At 58.6% G+C, this 25,022-nt stretch carries 33 protein-coding genes and 1 tRNA gene; 14 read left to right on the forward strand and 20 right to left on the reverse strand.

Going from position 1 to position 25,022, the window contains the following annotated elements:
* Nucleotides 1-137 precede the first annotated feature (137 nt).
* On the reverse strand, nt 138-308 hold the full coding sequence (locus RLW41_RS22475) for a hypothetical protein (protein ID WP_414462963.1): 171 nt from the start codon (nt 306-308) through the stop codon (nt 138-140).
* Between RLW41_RS22475 and RLW41_RS22480 the strand changes: the two genes are divergently transcribed.
* The 6 genes from RLW41_RS22480 (at nt 307) to RLW41_RS22505 (ending at nt 5,607) form a co-directional block, all read left to right on the forward strand.
* On the forward strand, nt 307-2,526 hold the full coding sequence (locus RLW41_RS22480) for a hypothetical protein (RefSeq protein ID WP_414462964.1): 2,220 nt from the start codon (nt 307-309) through the stop codon (nt 2,524-2,526). The genes RLW41_RS22475 and RLW41_RS22480 overlap by 2 nt on opposite strands.
* A gap of 113 nt (nt 2,527-2,639) precedes the next feature.
* On the forward strand, nt 2,640-3,947 hold the full coding sequence (locus tag RLW41_RS22485; protein WP_414462965.1) for a hypothetical protein: 1,308 nt from the start codon (nt 2,640-2,642) through the stop codon (nt 3,945-3,947).
* A gap of 110 nt (nt 3,948-4,057) precedes the next feature.
* Complete coding sequence (locus RLW41_RS22490; protein WP_414462966.1) at nt 4,058-4,828, forward strand: TIGR02594 family protein; 771 nt, start codon at nt 4,058-4,060, stop codon at nt 4,826-4,828.
* Nucleotides 4,825-5,073, forward strand: coding sequence for a hypothetical protein (locus tag RLW41_RS22495; RefSeq protein ID WP_414462967.1), 249 nt, complete (start codon nt 4,825-4,827; stop codon nt 5,071-5,073). The genes RLW41_RS22490 and RLW41_RS22495 overlap by 4 nt, the downstream gene beginning before the upstream one ends.
* On the forward strand, nt 5,003-5,284 hold the full coding sequence (locus RLW41_RS22500; RefSeq protein WP_414462968.1) for a hypothetical protein: 282 nt from the start codon (nt 5,003-5,005) through the stop codon (nt 5,282-5,284). Before RLW41_RS22495 ends, RLW41_RS22500 begins: the two co-directional genes overlap by 71 nt.
* Nucleotides 5,281-5,607 carry a hypothetical protein gene (locus RLW41_RS22505; protein WP_414462969.1) on the forward strand — a complete coding sequence of 109 codons (327 nt, stop codon included), beginning with the start codon at nt 5,281-5,283 and terminating at the stop codon, nt 5,605-5,607. Before RLW41_RS22500 ends, RLW41_RS22505 begins: the two co-directional genes overlap by 4 nt.
* Nucleotides 5,608-5,984: 377 nt before the next feature.
* On the opposite strand, the gene RLW41_RS22510 is transcribed toward RLW41_RS22505, so the two are convergent.
* The 7 genes from RLW41_RS22510 to RLW41_RS22540 form a co-directional block, all read right to left on the reverse strand.
* Nucleotides 5,985-6,260 (reverse strand): hypothetical protein, encoded by a 276-nt coding sequence (locus RLW41_RS22510; protein WP_414462970.1) that lies wholly within the window; start codon nt 6,258-6,260, stop codon nt 5,985-5,987.
* Nucleotides 6,261-6,369: 109 nt separating this feature from the next.
* A tRNA-Arg gene (locus RLW41_RS22515) sits at nt 6,370-6,446 on the reverse strand.
* Between the two features lie 109 nt (nt 6,447-6,555).
* Nucleotides 6,556-7,356, reverse strand: a complete 801-nt coding sequence (locus tag RLW41_RS22520) for a glycosyltransferase family 2 protein (protein WP_414462971.1) — start codon at nt 7,354-7,356, stop codon at nt 6,556-6,558.
* 336 nt (nt 7,357-7,692) lie between these two features.
* The gene (locus RLW41_RS22525; RefSeq protein WP_409560253.1) at nt 7,693-7,953 is read right to left on the reverse strand and encodes a GlsB/YeaQ/YmgE family stress response membrane protein; all 261 of its coding nucleotides are present in this window, start codon (nt 7,951-7,953) and stop codon (nt 7,693-7,695) included.
* A 221-nt stretch (nt 7,954-8,174) separates the two neighbouring features.
* Nucleotides 8,175-10,592: a TonB-dependent receptor family protein gene (locus RLW41_RS22530; RefSeq protein ID WP_414462972.1), complete on the reverse strand. Its 2,418-nt coding sequence runs from the start codon at nt 10,590-10,592 to the stop codon at nt 8,175-8,177.
* Nucleotides 10,593-10,736: 144 nt separating this feature from the next.
* Nucleotides 10,737-11,111, reverse strand: a complete 375-nt coding sequence (locus RLW41_RS22535; protein WP_414462973.1) for a DUF2946 family protein — start codon at nt 11,109-11,111, stop codon at nt 10,737-10,739.
* A gap of 122 nt (nt 11,112-11,233) precedes the next feature.
* Nucleotides 11,234-11,737, reverse strand: a complete 504-nt coding sequence (locus RLW41_RS22540; protein WP_414462974.1) for a hypothetical protein — start codon at nt 11,735-11,737, stop codon at nt 11,234-11,236.
* Nucleotides 11,738-11,993: 256 nt separating this feature from the next.
* Here RLW41_RS22540 and RLW41_RS22545 point away from each other — a divergent pair, with 256 nt between their 5' ends.
* The 4 genes from RLW41_RS22545 to RLW41_RS22560 all read left to right on the forward strand — a co-directional run bounded on the left by RLW41_RS22545 (nt 11,994) and on the right by RLW41_RS22560 (nt 15,558).
* Nucleotides 11,994-12,530, forward strand: coding sequence for a hypothetical protein (locus tag RLW41_RS22545; protein WP_414462975.1), 537 nt, complete (start codon nt 11,994-11,996; stop codon nt 12,528-12,530).
* A 101-nt stretch (nt 12,531-12,631) separates the two neighbouring features.
* Nucleotides 12,632-13,153 (forward strand): isopentenyl-diphosphate Delta-isomerase, encoded by a 522-nt coding sequence (gene idi, locus RLW41_RS22550; protein ID WP_409560258.1) that lies wholly within the window; start codon nt 12,632-12,634, stop codon nt 13,151-13,153.
* A gap of 258 nt (nt 13,154-13,411) precedes the next feature.
* Nucleotides 13,412-14,740 carry an ammonium transporter gene (locus RLW41_RS22555; RefSeq protein ID WP_414462976.1) on the forward strand — a complete coding sequence of 443 codons (1,329 nt, stop codon included), beginning with the start codon at nt 13,412-13,414 and terminating at the stop codon, nt 14,738-14,740.
* A 140-nt stretch (nt 14,741-14,880) separates the two neighbouring features.
* Complete coding sequence (locus tag RLW41_RS22560; RefSeq protein WP_414462977.1) at nt 14,881-15,558, forward strand: UdgX family uracil-DNA binding protein; 678 nt, start codon at nt 14,881-14,883, stop codon at nt 15,556-15,558.
* 14 nt (nt 15,559-15,572) lie between these two features.
* On the opposite strand, the gene RLW41_RS22565 is transcribed toward RLW41_RS22560, so the two are convergent.
* On the reverse strand, nt 15,573-15,932 hold the full coding sequence (locus tag RLW41_RS22565; RefSeq protein WP_414462978.1) for a hypothetical protein: 360 nt from the start codon (nt 15,930-15,932) through the stop codon (nt 15,573-15,575).
* 109 nt (nt 15,933-16,041) lie between these two features.
* Nucleotides 16,042-16,239, reverse strand: a complete 198-nt coding sequence (locus RLW41_RS22570; RefSeq protein ID WP_013948074.1) for a CsbD family protein — start codon at nt 16,237-16,239, stop codon at nt 16,042-16,044.
* A 465-nt stretch (nt 16,240-16,704) separates the two neighbouring features.
* Between RLW41_RS22570 and RLW41_RS22575 the strand changes: the two genes are divergently transcribed.
* Entirely contained in the window at nt 16,705-17,145 is a 441-nt protein-coding gene (locus RLW41_RS22575; protein WP_414462979.1) for a hypothetical protein, read from the forward strand.
* Between the two features lie 31 nt (nt 17,146-17,176).
* Here the strand turns inward: RLW41_RS22575 and RLW41_RS22580 are convergent, their stop codons facing one another.
* A complete protein-coding gene (locus RLW41_RS22580) occupies nt 17,177-17,302 on the reverse strand; it encodes a hypothetical protein (RefSeq protein WP_414462980.1) in 126 nt (41 codons plus the stop codon).
* Between the two features lie 214 nt (nt 17,303-17,516).
* Between RLW41_RS22580 and RLW41_RS22585 the strand changes: the two genes are divergently transcribed.
* Both RLW41_RS22585 and RLW41_RS22590 read left to right on the forward strand, forming a co-directional pair.
* Complete coding sequence (locus RLW41_RS22585; protein ID WP_409560263.1) at nt 17,517-17,696, forward strand: hypothetical protein; 180 nt, start codon at nt 17,517-17,519, stop codon at nt 17,694-17,696.
* A gap of 267 nt (nt 17,697-17,963) precedes the next feature.
* Nucleotides 17,964-19,076 (forward strand): mechanosensitive ion channel family protein, encoded by a 1,113-nt coding sequence (locus tag RLW41_RS22590; protein ID WP_414462981.1) that lies wholly within the window; start codon nt 17,964-17,966, stop codon nt 19,074-19,076.
* A gap of 37 nt (nt 19,077-19,113) precedes the next feature.
* Here the strand turns inward: RLW41_RS22590 and RLW41_RS22595 are convergent, their stop codons facing one another.
* The 9 genes from RLW41_RS22595 to RLW41_RS22635 form a co-directional block, all read right to left on the reverse strand.
* Nucleotides 19,114-19,641 carry an HD domain-containing protein gene (locus RLW41_RS22595; RefSeq protein WP_414462982.1) on the reverse strand — a complete coding sequence of 176 codons (528 nt, stop codon included), beginning with the start codon at nt 19,639-19,641 and terminating at the stop codon, nt 19,114-19,116.
* Between the two features lie 171 nt (nt 19,642-19,812).
* Nucleotides 19,813-20,763: a patatin-like phospholipase family protein gene (locus tag RLW41_RS22600; RefSeq protein WP_409560266.1), complete on the reverse strand. Its 951-nt coding sequence runs from the start codon at nt 20,761-20,763 to the stop codon at nt 19,813-19,815.
* Between the two features lie 318 nt (nt 20,764-21,081).
* Nucleotides 21,082-21,276 (reverse strand): hypothetical protein, encoded by a 195-nt coding sequence (locus tag RLW41_RS22605; RefSeq protein ID WP_409560267.1) that lies wholly within the window; start codon nt 21,274-21,276, stop codon nt 21,082-21,084.
* A 478-nt stretch (nt 21,277-21,754) separates the two neighbouring features.
* The gene (locus tag RLW41_RS22610) at nt 21,755-22,015 is read right to left on the reverse strand and encodes a hypothetical protein (protein WP_409560268.1); all 261 of its coding nucleotides are present in this window, start codon (nt 22,013-22,015) and stop codon (nt 21,755-21,757) included.
* A gap of 133 nt (nt 22,016-22,148) precedes the next feature.
* The gene (locus tag RLW41_RS22615; RefSeq protein ID WP_414462983.1) at nt 22,149-22,511 is read right to left on the reverse strand and encodes a PRC-barrel domain-containing protein; all 363 of its coding nucleotides are present in this window, start codon (nt 22,509-22,511) and stop codon (nt 22,149-22,151) included.
* Between the two features lie 98 nt (nt 22,512-22,609).
* A complete protein-coding gene (locus RLW41_RS22620) occupies nt 22,610-23,044 on the reverse strand; it encodes a low affinity iron permease family protein (RefSeq protein WP_409560270.1) in 435 nt (144 codons plus the stop codon).
* Nucleotides 23,045-23,148: 104 nt separating this feature from the next.
* On the reverse strand, nt 23,149-23,391 hold the full coding sequence (locus RLW41_RS22625; RefSeq protein ID WP_409560271.1) for a PsiF family protein: 243 nt from the start codon (nt 23,389-23,391) through the stop codon (nt 23,149-23,151).
* A gap of 154 nt (nt 23,392-23,545) precedes the next feature.
* Nucleotides 23,546-23,878: a hypothetical protein gene (locus tag RLW41_RS22630; protein ID WP_414462984.1), complete on the reverse strand. Its 333-nt coding sequence runs from the start codon at nt 23,876-23,878 to the stop codon at nt 23,546-23,548.
* Between the two features lie 243 nt (nt 23,879-24,121).
* The gene (locus RLW41_RS22635; RefSeq protein ID WP_414462985.1) at nt 24,122-24,439 is read right to left on the reverse strand and encodes a hypothetical protein; all 318 of its coding nucleotides are present in this window, start codon (nt 24,437-24,439) and stop codon (nt 24,122-24,124) included.
* Nucleotides 24,440-24,602: 163 nt separating this feature from the next.
* Between RLW41_RS22635 and RLW41_RS22640 the strand changes: the two genes are divergently transcribed.
* Complete coding sequence (locus tag RLW41_RS22640; protein ID WP_414462986.1) at nt 24,603-24,953, forward strand: hypothetical protein; 351 nt, start codon at nt 24,603-24,605, stop codon at nt 24,951-24,953.
* Nucleotides 24,954-25,022: the final 69 nt, after the last annotated feature.

Raw genomic sequence — 25,022 nt, forward strand, 5'->3', positions numbered from 1 at the left:
ACACGCCAAAGCGGACCGTACACGATGACGGCCGGGCAAACGATCGTCAATTACACGTTCCCGATCGACAACGCGTCCGAAATGACGGTCAAAAGGCTGCGCGGCCTGATCGAGACAGATCTCGAGCTCGACGTCGATTACGGCGTCACGAGCGTCGGTAGCGACACCGGCACGATCATCCTGACGTCGGGTTCGCTTGAGGGCGATGTCATCACGATCGACGGCAACTTGCCGATCCAGCGTGTTTCGAACTTCGCCGGCTGGAAGTCGCTGCCCGACAATGCGATCAACAAAGAACTCGATCGCATGATCAAGGCGCTGCAGGAAATGCGGCGCGATGTCGACGGCGCGATCCATACCGTGCAGGCGGGAACCGCTTACGATTTCAACGGCAGCCGGGGCGTTAATCTTGCTGACGGCATCGACCCGCAGGATGCCGTAACGATGAACCAACTCGCGCACATCGACCCAGTTCAGTTTACTCCTGGCTTGCCAGACATTGGAGCTCTAGACCTTGACGGCGATGAGTTGAGTATTTGGGATACCAGCGCCGGGGGGCCGAGAAAGATCACACCAGCCGCCCTTGGGAGCGCCATCCTTGAAGAATACGACGTTGAACGCTTTAAGGGTTTTATTGATTGTTCGGGCAATCCTAACTATCCCGCGGCAAATGCAGGATATCGGTATCGGGTCACGGTCGCCGGAAAGATTGGCGGCGCATCGGGCATCAATGTTGAAATAAACGACTGGATTGAATGCTGTGTCGACGGCAGCCCTGCCGGCGATCATGCCTCTGTCGGCGCGAACTGGGGAATTGGGCAGGGCAATATCGATGGCCCCAATACTGGTTCGGCCTCTGTCGCTTCCCGAAACGCATTAGCGGCTATGGCCTTGCCAGCGGCGGCAGTACTTGTCTTTGTTGACGAGCCGGGTTGCGAGGGGTGGTTCAAATGGAGCGCATCTAACCACATAAACGACGTTGCGGCGGACGCCCGGCAAGGTGTCTTTGTCGCGCCGTCAAGCGACACGACCGGCGCAAGTGGTGCCTGGGTCCGTGTGTTCGAACATCTCTACGCGAGTTACTTTGGCGTCCAAGGCAACAGCGTTTCGGTGGCGGCGACCGTCTCCATTGCCTCGGGCTCGGCCGCCCTGACGGCGGTTGGCGCCGCATTCACGGCCGCTGATGTCGGCAAACGTATTCTTGTCCCGGGAGCCGGAGCTTCTGGTGCGACACTCGTCACGACGATATCGGCCTTTGCCGATGCAACCCACGTCACGTTGGCAGCCAATGCCGGCACGACGCTCTCATCTGTTGCGAAAACGGTATCCTATGCGACTGACGACCTGGCTGCTTTGAACGCTGCGATTAGCCTGTGCTCTTATCTGGGCGGCGGCGAAATACGCTGCGACAATCTACGTGCACCGGTAGGCATCAGCGGCTCGCTCGCGTTGGGCAACGGAACATCGACGGTTCGCAGCACTATCAACGGAGTTTTTTTGCGCGGTCGAGCCTGCGCCTCGACATTCTCAAGTGCGGTCGATCCAAGCACAATTAAATGGTATGGCGCGGCTTCAACGACGGTTAATGTCGTGCATTTTAAAGGAACTGGACAAGGCGGCGGGCTGCTCGGCGGATGGGTTCTCGACGGAAGCGGTCTGGCTGGTCGTGGATTGGCGCTAACGGATTGGGTCGGCGCTAAATTTCCAAACGTTCGGGTGATCGCCTGCACGACCGTTTATTGTCTGCTGTATACCCAGGCAACGGCTAATTCCTTCGGCGGATGTCGCAACAATGAGTTCGGCATATTTTCGACGGACACCGTGCCATCGGGTGCTACTGGGCTCCAGCTTGACGGCGATAATTCGTTATCCATCTGCACGCTGCAGAATACGTTCAACGTCGTCGACATGCCGGTCAGCGGAACTAACGTCGTCGGCATTCTGCTGGGATACGCCGGCTTCAACGAATTCAATCTGGTGGATATTGGTCGTCAGTCTGCTCTCTCGGGGACGGTTGGACTTAAGCTTTTGGGATCGGGACCAACCGGCGGAAAAATATATCCGAACTTGAACGTCTTCGGATCTCTGGCCATTAGCGGGGGCGCGGCGGCGGATCTAACTAACGGCACGCCATGCGGCAATACGGTCAAGGCATTCGACGTCGTGGACAGCGAGGGTGCTGTCCCGAATATCGTCGGGTTGGTGGGCGTGGCGCATCAATCCTTTGGCGCCGGCTTTACAAAAACGCAGTCATTCGCTTTCGGTTATCATTCTCCCGGATGGAACACCGTGACGCCGTCTCGGCCCGGCGGAACGGGCAGCGGGAACAAGGTGACGAACACTAACCCTTATCCAGTCATCATTTACATGTCAGGAAACGTGGGAACGGTAATAGTCGACGCGCACGGTACAGACCCAGGCGCGTTGTTGGGGGTCAACCCTGGAACCGTGATCCTCGAACCGGGCGGCAGTATATACTTTACAACGACGGTGGCGACGGCTTGGGTATGGTGCGGCTATCGTTGAGCGTCGATTGTCCATCAAAAGCCAAGCGAATTGGAAAAAGGCTTTTTGTTTATTGCTCCTCTTCTTGATATCTGCTGTTTTGCGGAGTGAAAGCGGCCTGTGGGGGGTGTCGGATGAAGCTATCGGTCTTCGTTGCTGCTGCGGCGGCACTGTTTATGAACGAAGCCGAGACCGCGCGTCGTGTGGGTTTTTTTGAACCGGCGGGTATCGTCTCGGCATATGCCGACAGGGTAGATTTCGCGACCATCTCCTACAGATCTCCGGAACACCTTCGAACCAATCTAAAGCTGGCGCAGAGTTACGGATTGAGGGTCAATATAGATATCGGCGCGTCACTCGTTCACAACGCCGACCCAGCGACATTGAAGCGATCATTCACCAACAGCGCCGGCAAGATCGTCGTGAAGGCTTTCCCGCCACTTAAAACTAACAAGATCCTACGGCTTAACGAGGTAGCGGCACGGCGAAGAGCGATGGCGGACGTCCTTGACGTCGCAAAGGATTTTACCGACGTCGTCGACGTGATCTTCCTTATCGACGAGCCCTATATCAACGGTGTTTCGAAGACAGAACTCGAAACACTTGCCGCCGAGGTGCGGCAGGGCATGGCGGAACGGCGTCTCTCTTTTCGCGTTGGGGTGAATTTCGCCGGCGCTAATTTCAACAGCAGTTTTGCGGCGATGATTGCATCTGCTGCGCAGGCGTACGTCGAACGGGCCGACGCCTACAACGCCCTGCCGGCTCCCGATGTTGTCGCGTGGCGGCCGACCTTCGCCAGGCATCGTCTTTCGACCTACGACAGCGCTGGAAATATGTTCACCGAAGGCGGCATCCCTGGCGGGGTCGATGTCGTGGCATTTGATTTTTATACCGCCACCTTCCTATCCGACACGCTCTACGACAAGGCGTTAATCTGGCTTGCCGAGAGCGGCCGCGAGCCGGCGTGCAAGAAGTTCGGCAAGATAACTGTTTCAAGTTTTCGAAGCAGTTTATCGTTTTTCGGCGGCTCTTTGCGCGAGAACGAAGATGAGGTTTTGGACGATCTCTACGATTGCCGCACGGGAACAACCGTCCGCCTGTTGCGTGAAGAGATCTCCAAATCAACGTCTCCAAACGCTGATATTATGCTGATCACACAGAGCAGCCGAAACGGCTTTTACGAGCATGCATCGAATGGCGATGAGAAGCAGACCGGCGATATTACGAAAGTCAATGCAAGGTCGATGGCCGAGGTTCGACGCGCGCTCCGATTTTATGCCCAGAGGGCAGACGAAATACGGGCGGGAATTGCATTTTTTACTTACAGCGATGCTGTAGACAAATCGATAAGCATCTCTGTCGAGGGTGCCGAGAACCTGCCCGGCGCTTTGGAACTGATTAGTTCGGCATCTGGCAGGTCGCCAGGCAACGCTTACCGATAACGACAGGTGTCGCGAATTGTCTCGCCATTTCCAAGAGCTTGGTTGTGCGCCGGTTATCACCCCGCCTCCCGCCATAAACTGGCCGCGGTTCAAGGCACGGGGACAGGCACATGCCGGCATGGCTCGACATCGCGTGGAAGGAACTCGGCCAGCAGGAAGTCAGCGGCTCTGCCGCCAATCCTGAAATCATAAGCTATTTCCGCGAGGCCGGCCGGCCGGAGATCGTGTCCGACGAGGTCGCCTGGTGCGCGGCGTTCGCCGTCCGCTGCCTGAAGCTGTCTGGCATCGATATCAGCCCGATCCCGAAGGGCGAACGCTTGCTCGCCAATGGGCTTTTGAAGCTCGGAACGCCGATTAAGGAACCGCAGGTCGGCGCGGTCTGCGTCTTGTCGCGCGGCTCCGATCCGAGCCAGGGCCACGTCGGCTTCGTCGTCGGCGCCACGGCCGACCAGGTCGTGCTGCTCGGCGGCAACCAGGCCAACAGCGTCTCGACGGCGCACTTCCCGCGCTCGCGGATCCGCGGGCTGCGCTGGCCCGATCCTGCCAACGATATCGACGGCACGGCGAAGGCGATCGTCGCCGACACGGCGAAGACCGGCACGAGCAACACGCTGAACCATATTCTGCCGTCGCTGCCCGATCAGATACCGGCTCACGCCGACCTTGCGCGCTCGGCAGGCGCGCTCGAGGCGTCGCTGAAAACCGGCATCGACTTCGCGACCTTCAGCTATTCGAAGCTGCCGTGGGTCGTAGGGGCATTGTCGATCTATTGGGTGGCGCGCATCGCGTGGAACTCGAACTGGATCCGCAAATGGCGGAACGAAGGATCGCACGCGCTGCCTGCGCCGTCCGCGCCTGCAACGGCTGAAGAGGTGGTGTGATGATCGAGAACACCCTTGAATTTTTCTTCGACGGCTGGGGCAAGGTCATGCTGGCGATCGCCGGCTTCATCGCCCTCATCACCGCGTTTGCGTTGGACCAACGGCACATAGGGGCGACAAATGTCAGCGCGGATCTCAACGCTTCGGCGCAACCGACGATCATCAAGATGGACAATGAGGGTGCTGCTGCTGCTCAGCCCGGTTCCGTTGGCCGCTTGCGCAAGCAATACTGTCGCGACTGTTGAGCCTTTCAAGGCGACGCTGCGCGACATCTGCATCTCGAAAGACGATCACCTGACCGAGGGCACTGCCAGCCAGATCGAGGCGACGAACCGCAAGTTCGGCGTCGCGTTCAAGCGTTCGTCGCAATGCCCGAAAGCGACGGGCAAGGCGAAGCCCGCGCCCGCGCCGATCGCGCCGGCCGTCGCGGATCCCAAGGAGCCGAAGACATCATGAGCGCAGAAGCTCTCGAGGCTCGCGTTGGCGCCGTCGAGCGTGAGCAGGCCATTCAGGGAGAGCGCCTGACGCGCATCGAGCACGATGGCGCCAGGACACTGTCCGCGGTCGAAAAACTCGTGGAGCGCGACGCTAGGCGCCCGCACGGCCTCACCTGGAAGGAATTCTTCGCCGGCTTCGGGACGGCGCTCACGCTCGGCGGCGGTCTCTGGTGGGCGGTGACCGGGTTTGTCGAGCATTCGCCTGCCGTCGTCCAGCTCGAGAGGCGGATGGATCAGGCCGAGTGGAAAGCCGGCTGGGCGGTAAGGGTCGATCCGAACTAAGATCGGCTCGCCGCGGCGCCTTGACCAAATCCGACGGGAGTGCGAACGATCTCCCGCCCGCGTGCCTCTGCTACGGGGGCTTGGCCATTGTATCGCCCGTAAAGGATGCCCGATGAGTCCTCCGCCAAAGCTATTTCGCGTTAAAACGAAAGACGGGTATTCCGATGTGCCCTGCAATTTCATCAGGATCGAACATGGCGCGCTGTCCTTAATGGTCCGTGGAGAGAATGGCATGCCCATTGTCAAGCAGGCATACGGGGCTGGAGAATGGGTTTCGTGCATCGAGATCAGCGCCGACGGCCGGCCGGTGCTATAATTTCAGTTAAGGCTTTGGAATTCCTTCATTCCGCCTCGGAATAAATAGCCGCGGTCTCAAGCTACCCCGGCCAGCGCGGCCGCGTCTTCGGCGTCATCATCTCGCCGCCGAACCGTTTCTGGAAAGCCTCGGCATGCTCAGGCTCGGCGAAGCACCAGGCGATCCAATAGGCGCCGTCCTTCACGAATGACGCATTGCGTTTGCAGAGGCTGAGTTCTTTGCAGAATGCGTGCACGCGATCGAGATTTTTGCCCGTCGTCGCGCTCGCCGGCAACGCCACCTGGTGCGGCCATCCCTGATCCATCGCGAAGCGGCTTAACTCGCCCTTGCGTCGCATGCTTCCTGCCCTCGTTTAAAGGTCCGAGAAAAGTCGCACGTGCGACTTTTGCAGCGATTATGTTCCGCAAATGTTCCGCTGTCAAAATTGCGTAAGTGCTTGAAATACTTGGCGATCCCGGCAGGACTTGAACCTGCGACCCTCTGCTTAGAAGGCAGATGCTCTATCCAACTGAGCTACGGGACCGTGCGCGGCTGTTCTATAACCGCAATTGGCGGCGGGGTGGAAGACTTCTTATTGGTCGATGGTCGTTCCGTGCGCCGCCGTCGCTGGGATGGCTGCTCACAGCGGAAATTCAGGCCGCGGGCGCTTCCGGCGCTGGCATCCGTCTGGTCTTGTGACCCGCCTCGCCCCAGATCCGATAGATTTTCAGGAAGCGGTACCAAGCCTGAATTGAAGCGTACCGGAGACCGGTAAAGCCGCCCATGCAGTGACGGCGAACAATGTAGTACTTGAAGAAATTCATCGGCAGCTCCGTAAACAACCGAAGCGAGACCGATCCAGTTGTAGTCACATCGGAGTTCTCGACGAGAAGCCAAGTGCGGTCATTCAACTTGCGCTTCATGTCAGGGAACGAGCGCATCGAATAATGATGCATCGGCGCCCGCAATTGGCCGACCAGGTAGTCGTCAGTCACGACGGCATCGTGAATGTTGGATTGGCGAAAGCGCACGAAGCGGCGATCGTAAAGACGCACGTACCAATGATCGCGCGCGAACAGACGAGGCTTGGAGGCCGACGGATAGACCATTTGCAGCGGCATGCCGTACGCCACGAATTTCGGATCGCCGCCGGTGAAGACGTCAAGGATCTCACGCTCCAATGCAGGCGTGACGACCTCGTCGGCATCGACATTGAAAACCCAATCGTTGCGGCACTGCTCCTCGGCAAAGCGTTTTTGACCGCCAAAGCCGAGCCAACGCTGCGTGATCACGCGGGCGCCCTCCGCAAGCGCAACGCTGACGGTGTCATCGGTGCTCTCGCTGTCGACGACAACAACCTCGTCCACCCACGGCCGGACCGAGCGAATGGTGCGGCCAATCCGGTCGGCTTCGTTTTTCGAAATGATAAAACAGGAAACCGGAGCCCTGCGCATGCTGTTGTATTTGGTCACTGGGGAAGCAATCCGACTGGCGTTTTAAAGACTGCCATTTTTCACTTCAGGGCCGCGACGCTGGCATTCGTGATGCGTCGGGTGCCGTGAGCGCAAGCGGCGACCTTGACCCTAAATCATGATTATTTTCGGACGAAGGATTTTCTTATTTTTCAAAAATGTGCATGCCTGGCTCGCAGATGCTGCGGCTGCAGCCGCGCCTGTCAGCCGGTCCCAGCCGAGGTACTGCAATCGCGGCTTCAATGTTTAACGGGCAGGGCCGCCCGTTGTCTCCCCCGAGTGACGAGCGGCCCGCGGTGTCGTGGTGAGTTCCCTTCGCTACGCTCGTTTCACGAGCCGCAAGACAAAGAGCAGAATGATAGCGCCGATGGCGGCTGCGATGATCTCGCCGAGAACGCCGCCACCCAGCCGGAGACCGAGAAACGGAAACAACCAACCGGCAATAACCGCGCCGATGATTCCGACGACGATATCACCGAGCAATCCGAATCCGCCGCCACTCATGATCTGCCCTGCCAGCCAACCGGCCGCGGCGCCGATCAAGAGCCAGATAATCAATGCCATTAAGGTGGGATCCATTTTTTCTCTCCCGTTCAGCACGCGCACGAATCGAAATGAGAATTATGATCTGCGTCAAAACGACTGCTGGCAAGTTCGACCTGCGATTGCGCAGACGCGCGGAGGCGATTCGCGTCACATCCAGGTGAAGCATCGACATAGGAAGGTACGCCGTCGCGGCGCGCGTCCGCGGCGGCATTCGGATTGTGAGGCCTCGCCCAGGACCATCCGGAGGCGTAGCGTCAAAACTTCAGCTTCATGCCGCCATAGTACGTGCGCGGTGCGCCGGCGTAGATCGAGCCGGATATAGCGGCCAGATCGTCTGCTCCCGCCCCCACGCGATCGGTGATGTTATTTGCCGAAGCGATATAGGTTTCGTTGAACACGTTCTGGACTTCGAAGTAGGCCATCAGCGACTTGATCGGACCACCGCTGAGATCTTTGTTGTAGTGAACGTTGAGATTTACCAAGTCGTACCCAGGTGCCTTCAAGAGGTTGGCGTTCTCCATGAAGAAGCTGTCGTGCCATTCGTATTCGGCATACGCACCGACGCCTTTGAATGCGCCGGCCGGCACATCGTAACTCAGGCGCGTTGACACCTCGTTCGGTGCGACGCCGGGAATTTTATTACCGTCGCGGCTGACGGCCGCCGTCGCGCCGGAAAGGCGCTCGGCATAGTCGGTATAGATCTGGTCGTCGAACGTATACGACGCCGTCAGCTTGAAGCCATGCCCCAGCGCGATGTTCGCTGACGCTTCTATGCCGCGATGTTCCGAAGCCGGTGCGTTAAATGAGAAGTTGGGAAGTCCTGGCCCCGGCGACTGAGAAACAAGTTCATTCCGGAAGAATTCGTAGAAGCCCGTGACGCTGAGCACAACGCCCGGTGCCGGCGTCCAATCTGCGCCGACATCGAAGCCGACGTTGGTCTGCGATTTCAGCTCAGTGTTGTTGCCTGGCAGTCCTTCGGACGTGACAAAGAGGTTCGAAAACTGCGGTGTGCCGTAGCCTGTTCCGACGCGTGCCCGCCATTGCCATTCGCGGGTTGGCGCGTAGACGACGCCCAATTCGGGCGCGACGTTCGTCAAGTCGCGATCGGCTGAAACGAAGTTCGTTTTCTTGATCGTTCCGTCAGTATTGTAGACGTAGCCAATCTGAGAACCATCGAGCGATGTTCGTTCCACGGTTGCGCCCGCGACAACGGAAAAATCATCTGTCAGCTTCACTTCCTGGCGGGCACGCGCGCCGACGTTCATCGTCGAACCTGTCTGCTCCGATTGCAACAGGCCGCGCTGTGCGCCGCCACCCGGCGCGATGTTGAACGTTTTGCCATCGACGGGCAGGTAGTTCCAGAACGCTCCGAGGTAGCCCAGCGTGGGCAGGCCGGCGACGGTCGAACGGTGCGTCACGCCGGAAATGACGTTGTAGGAGAGATAATCGCCGACGGCGCTCGTCGTACCGGTCGGCTGGTTGATGTTGCGATCGTCGACCACAACTTGCGTCTGTAACGCCGTTGCCGCATCGAAAGCATGGTCCCAGCGGAAGCCGCCAATCGTGCGGCGGTCATCCCGTCCGGCGCCTGCCTGCTCGGCGGTTTGCGGGACACCAGAACTGGTATTGCCGGTCGCGGAGAACTTATTCGTTGCGCAGCCGTCGGCGGCTGTCGCCGCCGTTTGGCAGCCCTTCTGAAACGGGTTCTGATTGAACTGCTGCAACGACGTGCGAAACGGCAATTCCGTGTCCACGTTGTTGTTGATGAATTTGAAGGTGAACTTGTCGGTCGAGGACGGTTGATAGGTCATCAACGCATTGACGGTCTGAGTATTGAAGCCGCTGTAACCGAAGTAGCCGTCGCCGCGAACGTCGCTGGTAAAGACGGAGGCTTCCCAGTTGTCACCCTTCTTGCCGCCGATAACGTAATTGTTGAGGTAATTGAAGCTGCCGACGTCCAGGCCGTATTCGACGCCGTCGATCACGCCGCCCGGATAGGTTCGAAAATTGATGGCGCCTCCGGTCGCGTAGTTACCGAAGAGGGCCGACGACGGGCCGCGCCAGACATCGACACCTGCGTAGGCGTGCGGATCGATGAGGTCGCTGCGGGAAAGGCCATCCGGCTGCGTAACCGGAAATCCGTCATCGAGGACAACGATATTGCGTATCCCGAAACCATTTCTGGCGTTCGATCCGCGGATGGAAATACCCATGTCTCGGGGACCGTTGCCCTGCTTCAGCGAAACGCCAGGAACGTCGTCAAGAATATCGTCGACGGAGAACACGGGTGTGTCCTCGTAATACTTCATGCTTACCGAGGTCGCAGTTTGAGCACCTGCGCCGGAGGCTCCCGGCACAGCGGCCACATTGGCTGAGGGTGTGCCCGGATTGCCGATGAATGGGCTTGCACCTGAGCCAGCCTGCAATGTTCCGGCGAATTGGTCGGTCGACGTCGGCGCGGCCGCAGGCAAAGGTTGAGGTGCTTTCGCGGTCACCTTCTGTTGGGCGATGCGCTTTGGTTTTGGCTTCTCAGCTGCTTGCTGCACTTTTTGCGATTTAGGTTGCTCGATGTTGACGTCGGGAAGCTGGACGGACGACGCCGGATTCGCATCCTGAGCGTGTGCGCATGGCGCTGCGGCAAAGCATGACAGCACCGTCGACGCGGCTGCCATGCCAATGCGTATCGGAGCCGCGCTGGTGCGAGGCTTGAAGATTTGCATAACGAAAATTCCACTCTGATATCAGACTTACGAACGCGCATACGCAGGCGGTCGAGATACCGCAGCGACGCAACTCGACAAAAAAATCGGAAGAACTCAGATCAGAGTGGTTGGGGGTCCGCGCGCGGATTGCGCGCCAGGCTTTGGCGTCGTTCGGAATATTTGCGCCGTGATTGAATACGTGACCGCTGCATAGCGGACCGTATGCGCGAGGATTTGCGGCGCGTCGTGATCGGCCGCTACGGCGCCTGCAGCCGCGTACGGGCAGGCATTCTTGTTGTCCGGTGAGGTCTTGGCTGGACGGGGCACGCCCTTCTCATCCAGGACCCAGTTTTGCGGTCCATGCCCGGTACAAATGACGATCTGGGGCATGCCTTCAGCGTCCGGTGAAGCGGCAAGCATAAAGCCCACAGGCAAAAGACTGCGCACCGCGAACGCAAGGCCGATCAGAAAATTCAAGTAGCGGCGCATCAGCGTTCGCGTTTCCTGCAGATGAAACGAGGCCCTTTATCTCGAGGCTACTGGTGCATCAAGGGCATCGCAACACTTTCGCGCGTTCGCGGGCATAACGCCATCCCTGCGTAACCGATGGGTCACGCCGCCGATCGCAATTTGCCTCCGGATGGCGCGCTTGCCGAGTGAAACCGGCGAACGGCGAGGAAGCCGAGAGCGATAAAGATTGCGAGCGTCAGCCCCTGTGCAGCAACGAACGGCGTTTCAGACTGCGTCGGCGCGACGGCGTGAAGGGCTGGGACTTTCTGAAAAAGCTGTACGATGAGAACGAAGATGTTGAGATAGAGTGCGCCCGACGCTGTCACGACGTAAATCCATCGCCAGGAGCCGGACAGCCGCGCGACATACAGGGCGTAGAGGGCGGCGGCCAGCACGACCAGTGAGATGATGCCGACGATATGCGACGGCAGCAGCTTGGAGAATGGAAAGGCAAATCCGGTCACGCTCGTCAAAACGGTCGTCACGAGAAAAACGGCGGTCAAGGTGGGCATTTCAGCGTCGGCAACGAAGCCTAAGAATACGATTAGGCCCGTGGCAATGCCAATCAAGCTCAATACGACGTGCACGAATGTAAGCGAATCCATTCCCAGGATCATATCGACGCCCCCTTGCTGCTGACGTGACCTCTTTCTTCATCGCACCTCAGCTAAGGTACCACGAGGCACGGGAGCATGACAGCGATTGGATTGTCATCATCATCATCGACGGCGTCCGCCCCGCCCCCCGATCGAGTGCCTGAATTATTGGCATGTCTCATCGCTGGCGAGCACAGCGGGGGCTTAACGACGGGCCATGTTCGTGGCACTGTTCCTCCCACGGACTGCCGCAGCGGAAGTCGACATGCAAGACCGTGTGCCCGTGGGCCAAAACGACATGCACGGCTATACGGTGGCCTATGAACGGGAAGAAATTCAATTTCCGGTCTATGTCGTCGGGCTAATCGGTGTCGTCCTAGCGACGCTCGGTATCGTCCATGGCATCAGCGTGCTGTTTGCGCTGGCGCTCATCACGCTGGGATATGCCTATTATAATTTTCCGCTCCTCGAAACGGGCAGGCCGCGGATCGGCGCCAGCCAATACGGCATCTTCGCCGAGGGCCTCGGCATCATCGCCTGGCGCTCGATCAAACAACTCGATCTGGTCTCGCTCAATCTCAGAGGAGCGGAGGTCAACGAACTGCATATCATTCTCGAGGAACCGCTGAACCGCGCGCTGCTAGCCGACTGGCGCAAGCGGCCTTATTACCGTTTCCTGATGCGGTTGCCCTGGGCCATGCCAGCGCCCAACCACATCCGCATTCCACTGGAAGTCTTTGATCGACCCGCCGATGAAATCATGCGCAACTTCACCCGCATGATGGGATTTTTCCGTCGCTGAGTTAGGGCCTGGGCGCGCCCGACGCCATTTCGCCTCAATGAGCGGGCGCTATCCTCCCGGCTGGGTGATGTGCTAATGGGCCGGCTGGGGGAACCGCGACCATGCTTCGAGAAGAAGTCGTCCTTGTCGATAGCGAGGACAATCCAACAGGTATCGCTGAAAAGCTCGATGCGCACCGGCAGGGCAGCCTGCACAGGGCGTTTTCGGTGATGATTTGGGACCGGAAAGGCCGCCTGCTATTGCAGCGGCGCCAGATCGACAAATATCATTCGGGTGGTCTGTGGACGAACACGTGCTGCGGCCATCCTCGTCCCGGCGAAACGTCGTCGGAAGCCGCTGCGCGGCGCCTCAACGAAGAAATGCGGATCATCTGCCCGCTGACGGCAATCGGAACCTTTACGTACCGGGCGGAACTCGACGCAGGCCTCGTCGAACATGAGTTCGTCCATGTCTTTCGCGGGATCTACGACGGCGTCATCGCTCCGGACCCGATCGAATGCGATGGCTATAGCTGGTCGACCCCCGATGCGATTCGAGAGCAGATCGCGGCGGTCCCGCAGTGTTTCAGCGCCTGGTTCCGGAAATACGTCGAAGCCGACTGGCCGATTTCGCCGCCGGGCTGACGCCACCGCTCCTGCTACTCAGGCATGACGGGCTACGTTTCGGCACGGCAGCTTTAGCACTCTGCCCAAAAACTTTCCTACTGCCCAACCGACGAGCAAGCGCCTCAAGGCTTCGCAAGTTCCGTGTTCCCATTTTATTGCGTCGGCCTACTGGCACATTCCTTGCGATAAATATTTGTGCCCTCTGAGAACGCAGCCGATTGCGCCTGCCGATCGAGTGGCAGTCGACGATCGTGACCTATTTCGGGGGAATATATAATGCATTCAAGAATTCGGGCGTCGTTGAGAGCGTCGGCTCTCGGCGCCGCAGCGCTCTTTGCGTCTTCAGTGGCCGCTCTCGCACAGGCTGCCGCCCCGCCGCCGGCCATCAACTCGGGCGACACCGCATGGATGCTGACGTCGTCCGTATTGGTGCTGGCAATGCTCGTTCCCGGCCTCGCGCTCTTCTACGGCGGCATGGTTCGCAAGAAAAACGCCCTCGCCATTCTGATGCAGTGCACGTTCGCAGCCGGTATCCTTTCGGTGATCTGGTGCGTCGTCGGCTATTCGCTGGCCTTCACGGAAGGCAACGCGTTCTTCGGCGGTTTTTCGAAGGTCATGCTCGCTGGCATTGCGCCGGATACTCCGGCTCCGGCAGCACCGACCATCCCCGAATTTCTCTTCATCATGTTCCAGGGCACGTTTGCGATCATCACGCCAGTCATCGCCTTGGGCGGTCCGGCTGACCGCATGAAGTTCTCGGCCGCGATGATTTTCGTGTCGCTCTGGCTGCTCTTCGCTTACGTGCCGATTGCCCACATGGTCTGGGGACCGGGCGGCTATCTCGGCGGCGCCGGCGTTCTCGACTTCGCGGGCGGCACCGTCGTCCACATCAACTCGGCCATCGCGGGCCTCGTCGCGGCGATCGTGATCGGAAAGCGCAAGGGCTACGGCACCGTCCAGATGGCGCCGCATAACTTGGCGCTGACGATGGTCGGCGGCTCGCTGCTGTGGGTCGGCTGGTTCGGCTTCAACGTCGGCTCGGTGCTGAGCGCCGGCGCTTCGACCGGCATCACGATGATCAACACGCATCTCGCAACGGCCGCCGCGCTCGTGTCGTGGACGCTGCTCGAATGGATCGTCAAAGGCAAACCGAGCCTGCTCGGCGCCATTTCCGGCGCCATCGCCGGCCTCGTAGCGATCACGCCGGCTTGCGGCTTCGTCTCGGTCAACGGCGCTTTCATCATCGGTCTTGCGGCGGGCGTCGTCTGCTACTGGGGCGTGACCGGCTTCAAGCATATGTTCGGATATGACGATGCCCTCGACGTTTGGGGCGTTCACGGCCTCGGCGGCATCCTCGGCGCGATCCTGACCGGCGTCTATGCCGTGCAGTCGGTCGGCGGCACGGGCAAATCGGGGCTGCTCGACGGCAATCCCGGTCAGATGATGCTGCAGGTTGAGGGCGTTGCCATGACGCTGGTCTGGTCCGGTGTTGTCAGCCTCATCATTCTTCTCCTCATCAAGTACACGATTGGCTTGAGGGTGAGCGAAGCCGAAGAGGCCGAAGGCCTCGACCTCGCTCTCCATGGGGAGACCTTCCACGACTGAGGTTGGCAGTGCTCCCTGACTTGCCTCAGACGAGGGCGCCGGAACCCCACGTTCCGGCGCCCATTTCATTTGATGGGAACCAATCGCCCGTTGGCGCGTGATGGACTAAACTCACCTTTCATTTGCGCGTTGAGCACGCCATGCCGAAGGAAGCTTCCAAACCATCCGTGCACAAGCGCGCTTCGCCTAGTCCCTCGACCGGCGATCTCTTTGCGTCTTCGGTCGGGAACGAGCCTCGCACTCTCGCCGAACTCAACGAAGATATGGCGGCCGCTGGCCCAATGGTCGAGGGTGGAACGCGTGCGGTCTTCGGCGAGGGGCCGATTGGAGCAGCGCTTGCGTTCGTCGGTGAACAGCCGGGCGACCAGGAAGATCTCGAAGGCCATCCGTTCGTCGGACCGGCAGGCAAGCTGCTCGATAAAGCACTCCGTGAAGCCGGAATAGATCGCGCGCAATCTTACGTCACGAATGCGGTAAAGCACTTCAAGTTTCAGCAACGCGGCAAGCGACGTCTTCACGAAAAGCCAACGATGGGAGAAGTGAAGCACTATCGCTGGTGGCTGATGAAGGAGTTGGACTTCGTCCACCCGCATCTCGTCGTAGCGCTTGGCGGGACTGCCGCTTATGCGCTGGCCGGTGCGCCCGTGGTTATCGGGCGCTCACGCGGACCGGCAGAGTTCGGGACGAGGGCTGGCTTCATCACCGTGCATCCGTCGTCGATCCTGCGCATTCGGGATCGCCATGAGAAAGAGACGGCCTACGCCGATTTCGTGCATGATTTGAAAAGCGCGCGGAAGCTTGCCGCCCGGCATGCCTGATGAATGTACGCTGTCTACTGGCGCACCGCGTATTTCATCTTTGTAGCGACAGTCTCGGCCTCTTCCAGTAGCGCTTCGCCAAGGCCAAACGCTTGTTCGGCCGTCAGGCCGTAGGCAGGGTCGTCCTCGAAGCGCAACATCACGACCGGTTCGTGCCGACCGTGACCGACAGCAAAATTATCCGGGATTTTGGTCAGTGCGGTGCTCGGTTGCGGTGCGTTAGCAATGAGCGATGCAAGAGCCGCGACCGCATCGGTACTAAGTGAAATCGTCTGACAGTCCCCGGCCGCATTGCACAGCGAGATTTCCAGCCGTCCGTTGGCGCGATCTTGCTCTGAACGCGTGAGAATTTCGGCGTAAAACGTTTCGGTCATGCCTGATGCCCCCGACGCAGAATCGTCTCTGGTGCCATTCTAGACGCCGAAACCAAAAAGAAAGGCCCAAAATTTGGGCCTTTCCATTACAAGACTGCTAATATCGGCGTCACAGCGAATCCGACCAGCGATCGAGTTCCTGCTTGGCTTGGTCTTTTGCATAGCCATAGCGCTTCTGGAGAATGCCTTCGAGTTGCTCGCGATTGCCGTTCACCTGGGCAAGATCATCGTCGGTCAATTGTCCCCACTTCTCTTTGACCTTGCCACTGAACTGCTTCCAGTTACCTTCGATACGATCCCAATTCATAACTAACCTCCTGTCGTTGTGCGCCTTCAACGCCTCTCGGAATTGAGAGGTTCCGCAATCGCCTGCGTTCAAAAATAAAAAGCCTCGGCTTCGCTTGAGGCAAAAACCGAGGCTTTTTACGGCTCCGCTCGACGAAGCCCACGCGCCGGGAGGGTGGACCGGCACAGGATCGAACTCCAACGACTATCGAGGATCCGCGGAGCGGTGTTTGTGAAGACAGATAGTCTCTGGGCTCGCGATACCGAGCGTAAAACGCCAGATATCGTTTTTATTACCTGCGGCCCGGGGGAAAGTTGCAGCGCCAGCCGATCTTCGCATCGATCCTTTCGCCAGCTCGTTGGAAATAAGCCAAATTCTTCCGCGAAGGTGGAACAAAAGCCGGCGATTGCGCGTCCTTCGAACGGCGGAGGATCGGCCAAGAGAAACGCTCACATAGCGTAGAATATGTTCAGGGAGGGTTTAGCGATGGCGGCGGACGGCAATCATCCTCTGCCCGCATTTGGCAGCACCCATCCTTCGAGGCTGCTCCGCAAGCTGGTCGACCACATGAAGGGCGGCGCACTTTTGCATGCGCTTCGCTTGCGGCGCGGTTTCTTTCGCGACACGTCTGCAAACCTGCGTTCCGACGAGCCGGATGCGAACATGATGAAAGCTAGCGAATATCTGGAAATCTGCGTGGAAAATGCGCTGGACGCTTATACCGTCGAAGACGCGCTTTATTGGCACAATGAGATCATCACTGAGCTCTCAATCGAGCTCAACCTCATTCATGCGCGGCGATGGCCGCAAACCGTGAAGTCCAACATGATGGCGGCGCTGGAAGACAGATTAAATCAACATGCGGAGGCGGTGGCGCGGCTTGCTGCCGTTCTTGAGAGCAACGAAACTTTCAAGTGGCAGCCATAACGCGCGACGACCGCCCCGCGTTGTGCGCACGTTAGGCGTTGCGCTCTTTTTTGGCGATCTTCTCAGTCCGCTTCTTCAAGTTTTCCAGCTTGCGCTGACGGGCAATAATGCGTCGGCGACGATTGTCTGACATCGTTGGCATCGTTTTTCCTTCCATTCAAATGAGATGATTTCCGGCGCGACATCCGCCGCGGCCGGGATCAGTGCGGGTGTCCTATCAGAGCGACTGGCGCTCGTCACCGAATTCCTAACGGCGGTGCCGTTTTCGATATTCCGGGCCGAGATCAATCGAATTTCAGGCAAATGATTGGAAACACTTTTCGCGTATTCTTCTCGTGTTGGATTTGAATGCAGGAGAAGGAACGATCGCGATGGGCAAGTTCGCACAAGTTACCTGTTCCTTACACGACGACTGGGTGGTCGAGTTCAAGGATCGCGCCGCGCCGCGTCTCAGAAAACTCTTCACTTCAGAACGGAATTTCACGGCTCTCCCCGACATCATCGCTGAGCCGCTGAAACGCTTGGCTCTGGTTGAGCAGGAGCGCCGCTGAGCCATTAAAAAAGAACACCCTGGCCGGGGGGAAGCCAGGGTGTGCGGGTTTGGCCACGGCTTGAGGGACGGCACCTGGGGGGAAGGTGCGGGCCGTGGTACCAGGATTACGCTCCCACTCCGCCGATCGTTCCTGCGACATTCCGGCACGATACGGGTGCGTGCGGATCTCGGCCCTCTCCTGCCGCCTGTCATCGTCTGAACGACGAAACTCTCCCCTCCCCCTGGCGTTACGCTGCAAAGCAGCAATTGGCCCAGGGGGAGATTTATGCTCCAAGCCGTTACTTCTTTTTATTTCGGTGCGATGCCGGATTGGCTCTTGCCGGTGGGATTGGCGCTCGGTGCGATCGCCGTCGCTATCGTCTTGCATAGCGCACTGGTCGCCACGATGCGCCGCTGGATCGGCGTCAATCATCCTTACCTGCGGTCGGTTTTCACCAACACGAAGGGCGCGACGAGGCTTGCGCTTATCATCATTATCGTTTCGCTTGCCGTTCCCGTGGCGCCGCTCAGCGACGGTGTCCAGTCCTTTTTCAGCAGGGCGCTCGGCCTTGCTTTCATCATCCTCGCAGGCTGGGTCGCCTTGATCGCAACGAAGATCGCTGCGGACTTCTATCTGCGCAGGTTCGACGTGCTGGCTGACGACAACCTGCTTGCCCGCAAGCATTACACGCAGGTTCGCATACTCCAGCGCGCGGCCGAGACGCTCATCGTCATCGTAACGGTCGGCGCCGCATTGATGACGTTCGAAGCGGTTCGGCAATACGGCATCAGCCTCTTTGCCTCCGCCGGCGTTGCCGGTCTCGTCGTTGCGCTTGCGGCGCGTCCGGTTTTCGCCAACCTCATCGCCGGCGTCCAGATCGCCATGACGCAACCAATCCGCGTCTATGATGCGGTTGTCGTCGAAGGTGAATGGGGATGGATCGAAGAGATCACGTCGGCCTTCGTCGTCATCAAGCTTTGGGATTGGCGGCGCCTGGTGGTGCCGCTCTCGTATTTCATCGAGAAACCCTTTCAAAACTGGACGCGCGAGAATGCATCGATCATCGGGACGGTTCTCGTGCACGCCGATTACACCGTGCCGGTCGATCGCGTGCGCGACAAACTGAAGGAGATAGCCAAGGCGTCGCCGCTCTGGGACGGGCAGGTCGTCAATCTGCAGGTGACGGACGCGACGGAAGGAACGGTCGAACTCCGAGCGCTCGTCAGCGCACGCACTTCGCCTGCGGCGTGGGACCTTAGATGCGAAGTTCGAGAGAAGCTGATTGCGTTTCTGCAGGAGGAACTGCCGGGCTCGCTGCCGCGCGTACGTGCCAGCATGTCGGATGGCGCCGTTCGCCGTCGGCGTGTTTCTGAGGCTAACGTCGAGCATGCGAGTTGAATGCACCGACGCGCTGCATTCGCGCCGTGTTCGGATTTTACAGGGAAGCAGATTCCGTCACGATGGCAGCCTTCTGGAACAGCGGAAGGCGAAGCAGCCTGCTGCTTTCAACCTCTGCCATCTTTTTCAATTGCAACCGCTTCTCATCGAGGAACGTCGGTCCGAAATCCGGATTGCACATGATGATGGCTGTAACGTTATCGATGATGTCAGCCAGCTTGATGAGCTTTGCATTCCAGGGCGCGCGGGAAAGGCGCCACGCCGCCTCCAAAGCGCGCGCATCGCGGCTTCCCTGCTCCGTATCGGTCAGCCAAAAGACGAGTTCGGCGACGACCATCCCGAACTTCTCGATCAACTCTTCGAGCGTCGTATCGGTTTTCTCCAGCGTATCGTGCAGGAACGCCGCTGCGATCACTTCCGGCGCCGTGTATCCGTGCTCTCTCAAGATCGACGCAACCCCGTCCAAATGTGAGATATAGGGCTTGCCGTCATGCCTGCGCACTTGCCCTTCGTGCTTGGCGAGAGCGAAATCCCTGACGTCTTGAATGGTTGCGACTACGGTCATCAAACGCCCGCTCTCTCTTGGGAAAGCCCACGCAGCCAAGGCCGAAGAAAATCACGAGACGTAGACGCGCGCGAGCCTAAAACGGTTTCCCATGCGTGACGATGTGCCGTACACGGACGCCCGGGGCGCTATTCACCGTTCAATGCATGCTGAAAAGCTGCTGGCCTGGCCTCAACCGGCAAAAAGCCGGGTGTTGATCAACGCCGGAGGCGGAGCGTTCAAATAACTCTCAATCATTGGGATATGTGGTTCTATCGCCGCCCGACCGCTCGCAATCATTTCATCAGCGCGGTGGAAGTCGAGAACGCCGATGTCGGCCAGGTTCGGCGCAACAAGTAGATCGGGCGGATCGCCCATCAGCCGCGCGCGAGAGATCCGATCATGGAAAATGCTGAAGGAGTTCAGAATAACCGAGGTGATTCCCGGCGCACCGTCGCTGCGCCCGAACAACTGACGGTGCAGAAGCTGGAACGCGCCGCGGCCGTTCCAGCGCGTGATGGGCGCCTCATCGACGATGACCTCCTCTGAAACCTCGTCATCGTCGTCGCCAATCGAAATGCCCCCGCGTCCAAACTCCGTCGTCAGGTTGACTCCGATGACGACGCGCGCGCCCAGTGCGCGGCACACCGAGACCGGAATCGGGTTGACGAGACAGCCGTCGACCAACCAACGGCCATTGATGTTGACCGGCTTCACGATGCCCGGAATAGCCGACGAAGCACGAACCGCGTCGATCACGTTGCCGCGACGCAACCACACTTCCTGCCCGGACGACAGATCGGTCGCGATTGCAGCGAAGCGCGTGGGCAGGTCTTCGATTTTGTATCCGCGCAAATGATCGTCGAAGCGGTCGAACAGGCGTTGCCCCGCGATAAGGCCCGAACCGGAAACGCTCAGATCAAGAAAGCTGAACACGCGCCGACGGGTAAGGCTTCGGGCAAATTCCTCCAGCGTATCGAGGCGTCCTGACGCATAGTGACCACCGACAATGGCGCCGATCGATGTGCCGACGACGATTTCGGGCTCCAGCCCAGCCTCGGCCAAGCCTCGCAAAATACCGATATGCGCCCAACCCCGTGCGGCTCCACCGCCCAAGGCCAGCGCGAATTTCTGCTTCGACATGGGAAACCACCTCTCGCCGTGACCCGTAACGGCCATTGTCACAACGCACGTAGGTCCTACTTTGTTCGATATGGACAAGGCGCGCAATCATACTCGCGGATTATCGCAAATGGACGATATCGGGTCCTGAGCGGGTTTATTGGGCGCTCTTTGCACTCCCTTCGTAGCTCTTCGGCCATTAAATTATAGTCATGCTGCGTCTTTGCGATGGCAGGATACCCGCGGTTTCGACCCGACGTCATTGGGTGCTCCGACGTAGCCGAGAGCCGTCGCCAGCGCACAGGCCGCATTTTTTCGCGGTGCAGCTCGCCCGCTCGATCAATCGAGCCGACCGTCCTCGCGAAGCTCGTACAGAAATTGCCGAAGATGGAAGCACTCGTCTTTGATCGTCTTAAGAGCGAGCTTCGCCTCGAACGACCTGCCCTCCGCCCGGGCGGTATCGAGACGCGCCGCCTCACCGCGAATGAGATTCAAGCCGTGAACGATCCGTTCCGCCGCTTTGTCCTTTTCCATCACGCACCCCGCTTTGCACGTTTGCGAGTGTTGTCGAAGCGGAATGCGGCGGTCGGGTGACGACTGCGTAACGTTCTATTTCATGATGTTAACCGAATAATTCGCAGCGGCGCTTCGTTCAAACAGCGCAAAAATGCTTGTCGAAGGCAAACGCCGAGCATCGAGGTGCGCAAGAAGTTTGCTCCGTTCTGCGCGCTTGCTTCGTCGCGCGTCCAAAACACCAGGAACAGCATTCCAACGTACACGTTACGAATTCAAACACGGAAAAAAAAGATTGGATGGGCACGTGCGAGATATCGATGACTGGATGTTTCATTTCGAGCGTCAGGTGGCGGTGCGATTGAGAAAATTGTTCTCAAATGATGCCCAAGAGCTACCCGACGCTCTAACGCAGCGGCTTAAACGGTTGGCTGAGATCGACCATAAGGATGAGCCAACCGGTAATAGGCCAAAGCCTTCCGGGTGACAGGGGTCACCGTCAGATCGCAAGTTCCGCGTCGCGTTCCGCCCAATAGAGATCGGCCAGCCGATCCAGGAGGACATCGGGAAGCGGCTTTTCGGCGACCTCAAAATGCAGATAATCATTCGCCGGCACGAGGCGAATATCATAATTTGCGAGACGCGTACGAGGCTGTGTCGTTGCTGGCGCGGTATCCAGCGACAGACCTAAATTGCCGCCTTCCCACATCGATGATTGCCATGCGCGCAGCATGGCGACCGACCAAATCCAAACTGCCATTGCGGGATGCATCATCGTTCTCCTGCGAAGATCGATGATAAGAACGCGCAGCCATGCGGTTGAGTTTCGCTCTGCGACAGAGCGCCCGAACTCTCTTCACGGCTGCGCGATCAGACTTCTGTAGAGCGTGGTTTTATCTCCGCGGCTCCAGCTCCCAATAGCCAGGCGCACCATAGGCTTCATGCAGGCGCGTCTCCGTCTCGCGATTGCGCAGCGAAAGCGGATCGAGATCGGGGGACGACTGAAGCTGCTCTTCGGTAATGCCCGTCACATAGCCATCGAGATCCGAGTCCCATTTCAGCGCGGTCCATGGAATGACGTATTGGCTTTTTCCGAGCCCGAGAAATCCGCCGAAGCTCAATACCGCATAGCGTACCTTTCCCGACATGGTGTCGACGATGAGGTCATCGACAGCGCCGATCTCGGCATGGCTGCCGTCGTAGACAGACGTACCGGGCACTTCGGTGGTGTTGAGAAATCTGTTTTCGGCTTGCATGGTCGACATCCTTTCCGTTTCGACAGCCGCACTGCCGTGGAACGCCACGTGCAGGCCACGGTTCCGCCGCCCCCAGGATGTGCGCGATCGTGCGAAGCTTACGAATTTCTGCGCCGAGCAAATTCTTGCTGAAGATGCTCGATCTCTTCATCAGTACAATGCTCAAGGTCGATCAGCCGATTGCGCGCCTTCTGCGTGCTACGAATGAGTTCGTCGAGCTTGAGTTGTATGGCTTTGCCGTCCCTGTTCTGGCTGTGTTGAATGAGAAATACGGCCAGGAACGTCACCAAGGTCGTTCCGGTATTTATGATCAGCTGCCAAGTATCGGAATAATGAAAAAGCGGGCCGGTGGCAGCCCAAACAATTACGGATAACGTCGCAACGACGAAGGCCGACGCCGACCCGATAAGAAGTGCCGACCAACCGGCGAACTCCGTGAACCAGCATAGCAGTTTTTTCTTCCACGACTGCTGTTGCTCGCATCCGGTAGACTTCGACATATCGCCGATGACTTGAGGGCTAACATCGCTCATTTTTGCGCAGACCACTCAAAAGCAGCGCGCCTCTTGCTTGGGTCAAAGCACGCCGCTGCTGTTCTTTGAGCCGAGAACGCGCTAGTTGCTTTTGCGGTTCCGTGTCACGCGCCTGTCGCGTCGCGTACGCATTTCTTGGTGAAGCTCGTCTCGGCTGCACCGTGAAGTTTTTTGCCTTTCGCGTCAGCGCTGCACTTCGTATTCGCGTCTTTCGTGCATTTCGTCATGAAACTTTTCAGCGCGGCACCGGCGAGCTTCTTTTCTTTCGCGGTCGCACTGCATGTCGCATCGGCCATCGCGGCGCTGCACAGTCCAAGGCTGATCAAAGCTGCAAGAACAATTTTCATCGCGTCTACTCTCCATTTTTCGACTTTCGCGAAGGGCGGTTACCGCCTTCGTTTGTAGACGAATGATATGCCAACATTCTCTTCGAAGATTGCCAATTCGCGATCGACGAGCTTACCGAAAAGTAAAGGGACGCCGTATGATCCGTACGCGGCATTATTTGGGTTGGACGCTTTGATCGCCTCCCGGCTCGCCCGGCGGGATGATGACCGGCATTTTATCGCCGGTTCTCGCCGGGGGTGCCTGATGAATTTCAGGATCAATGCCGTGGGGCGGCTTGATCACGCCGTCATTCCTATCGAGCTTCTTACTCAGCGGGACATCGCCGGATTGCTTTGCCGGGCCGCCCGGTTTTTGAGAGTCCGGTTTTTGAGACGGCGTGGGCTCCGTCGTTTGCGCCTCCGCAGCGGTCACAGTTGCTGCGAAACAGCAAATCGAAATGGCACCAAACAACCATCGCCCTGCCTGCACCATCGAGAAACTTTCCATATAGCCACCTCTTCCTGAGAGATGAGGCAACGGCCCGCGCTCATGGGGAGTTCCCGGCGTGTCCTCAAGACACCCGTCCAGAAGCGCTTGCGTTCACGTTGATGGAACCGAAACCACCGCAGTTGGTAAAGCCGGGGCTACGGCACGCACGATCCCTCAGTGCGACTGCCCCAGAAGGCCGTAGCGGAATGGAGCACCCCGATTGGCAGGGATCGGGGTGCGTCCAGACTTATGGAGATTTGCTTAAGCTGCGCTCGAACCCGAACTCGACGGACGGGCCGCATTGCGCGACGCGTGGCCATTCGATTTTTTCATGAGAGTGTTGAGTTGGCTAAACAGAGACGGCCCTTCCACTTGGTCGTCCATATAGCCTTCTTCACGCAACTTGCGCTTGATGTCCGCGACCGAGGCACAACGGCCCGAGCTTGCCAGCTCGAATGCGCGCTCCAATTGCGAAATGCGACTATCCACTGCGGTGCTCCTTGGCTTGGGTATCCTACTTTCGTCAGACCTTCTTGTCGTTTTGAGCATGAGCCACAGCGAATGCAGGCTGCGCGACACCGTGGCGTCCCGCTGACCGCATTTTTCGCTCGCCTAATCACTGGCTTGGCCGCTATGTGCGTTCGCCGCACCTCGTGATCAGTACGCTCATGCCTGTCATAGGCCATGCGCAAAATGGTTCGAGGCGCGTTCGAGTTCCGACAACATTGCGGAATTGTTTAACATGAGCCGTCACAAGTCCCCCCCGAGCACACTGCGCATCCTCGTTGCCTGTAGCCCGACCTATCGCAATCGGCGCGCCATTATGGAGGCGCTCGGGTCGATCTTCATCGACACGATCGAGCAGCAGCGGGAGTATTATTATTACGCCTGTCCGGCGATCGCGGAGATCTTGGACGACGGCATGTTCAACCGCTCTGTCTTTCACGAATTGACGCCTGGCGCCGGCGCCGAAGAGGCAAAAGCCAAGGCGCTGAAATTCGCCTATATCGTTGTCGGCGGAGACGATGCGTTTGCCACCAAGATCGTTTCCGACATCGGAGGTCCTGACACGATGCTGGTGCGTCTGACGTAACTCAAAGGACGCGTATGCCGGCCCACTGGATCTAATCCCAGAACGCACAATATTTCAGGCAAGGCGTTT

The sequence above is a fragment of the Hyphomicrobium sp. DY-1 genome (genome assembly GCF_047497105.1).
Lineage (GTDB): Bacteria > Pseudomonadota > Alphaproteobacteria > Rhizobiales > Hyphomicrobiaceae > Hyphomicrobium_B.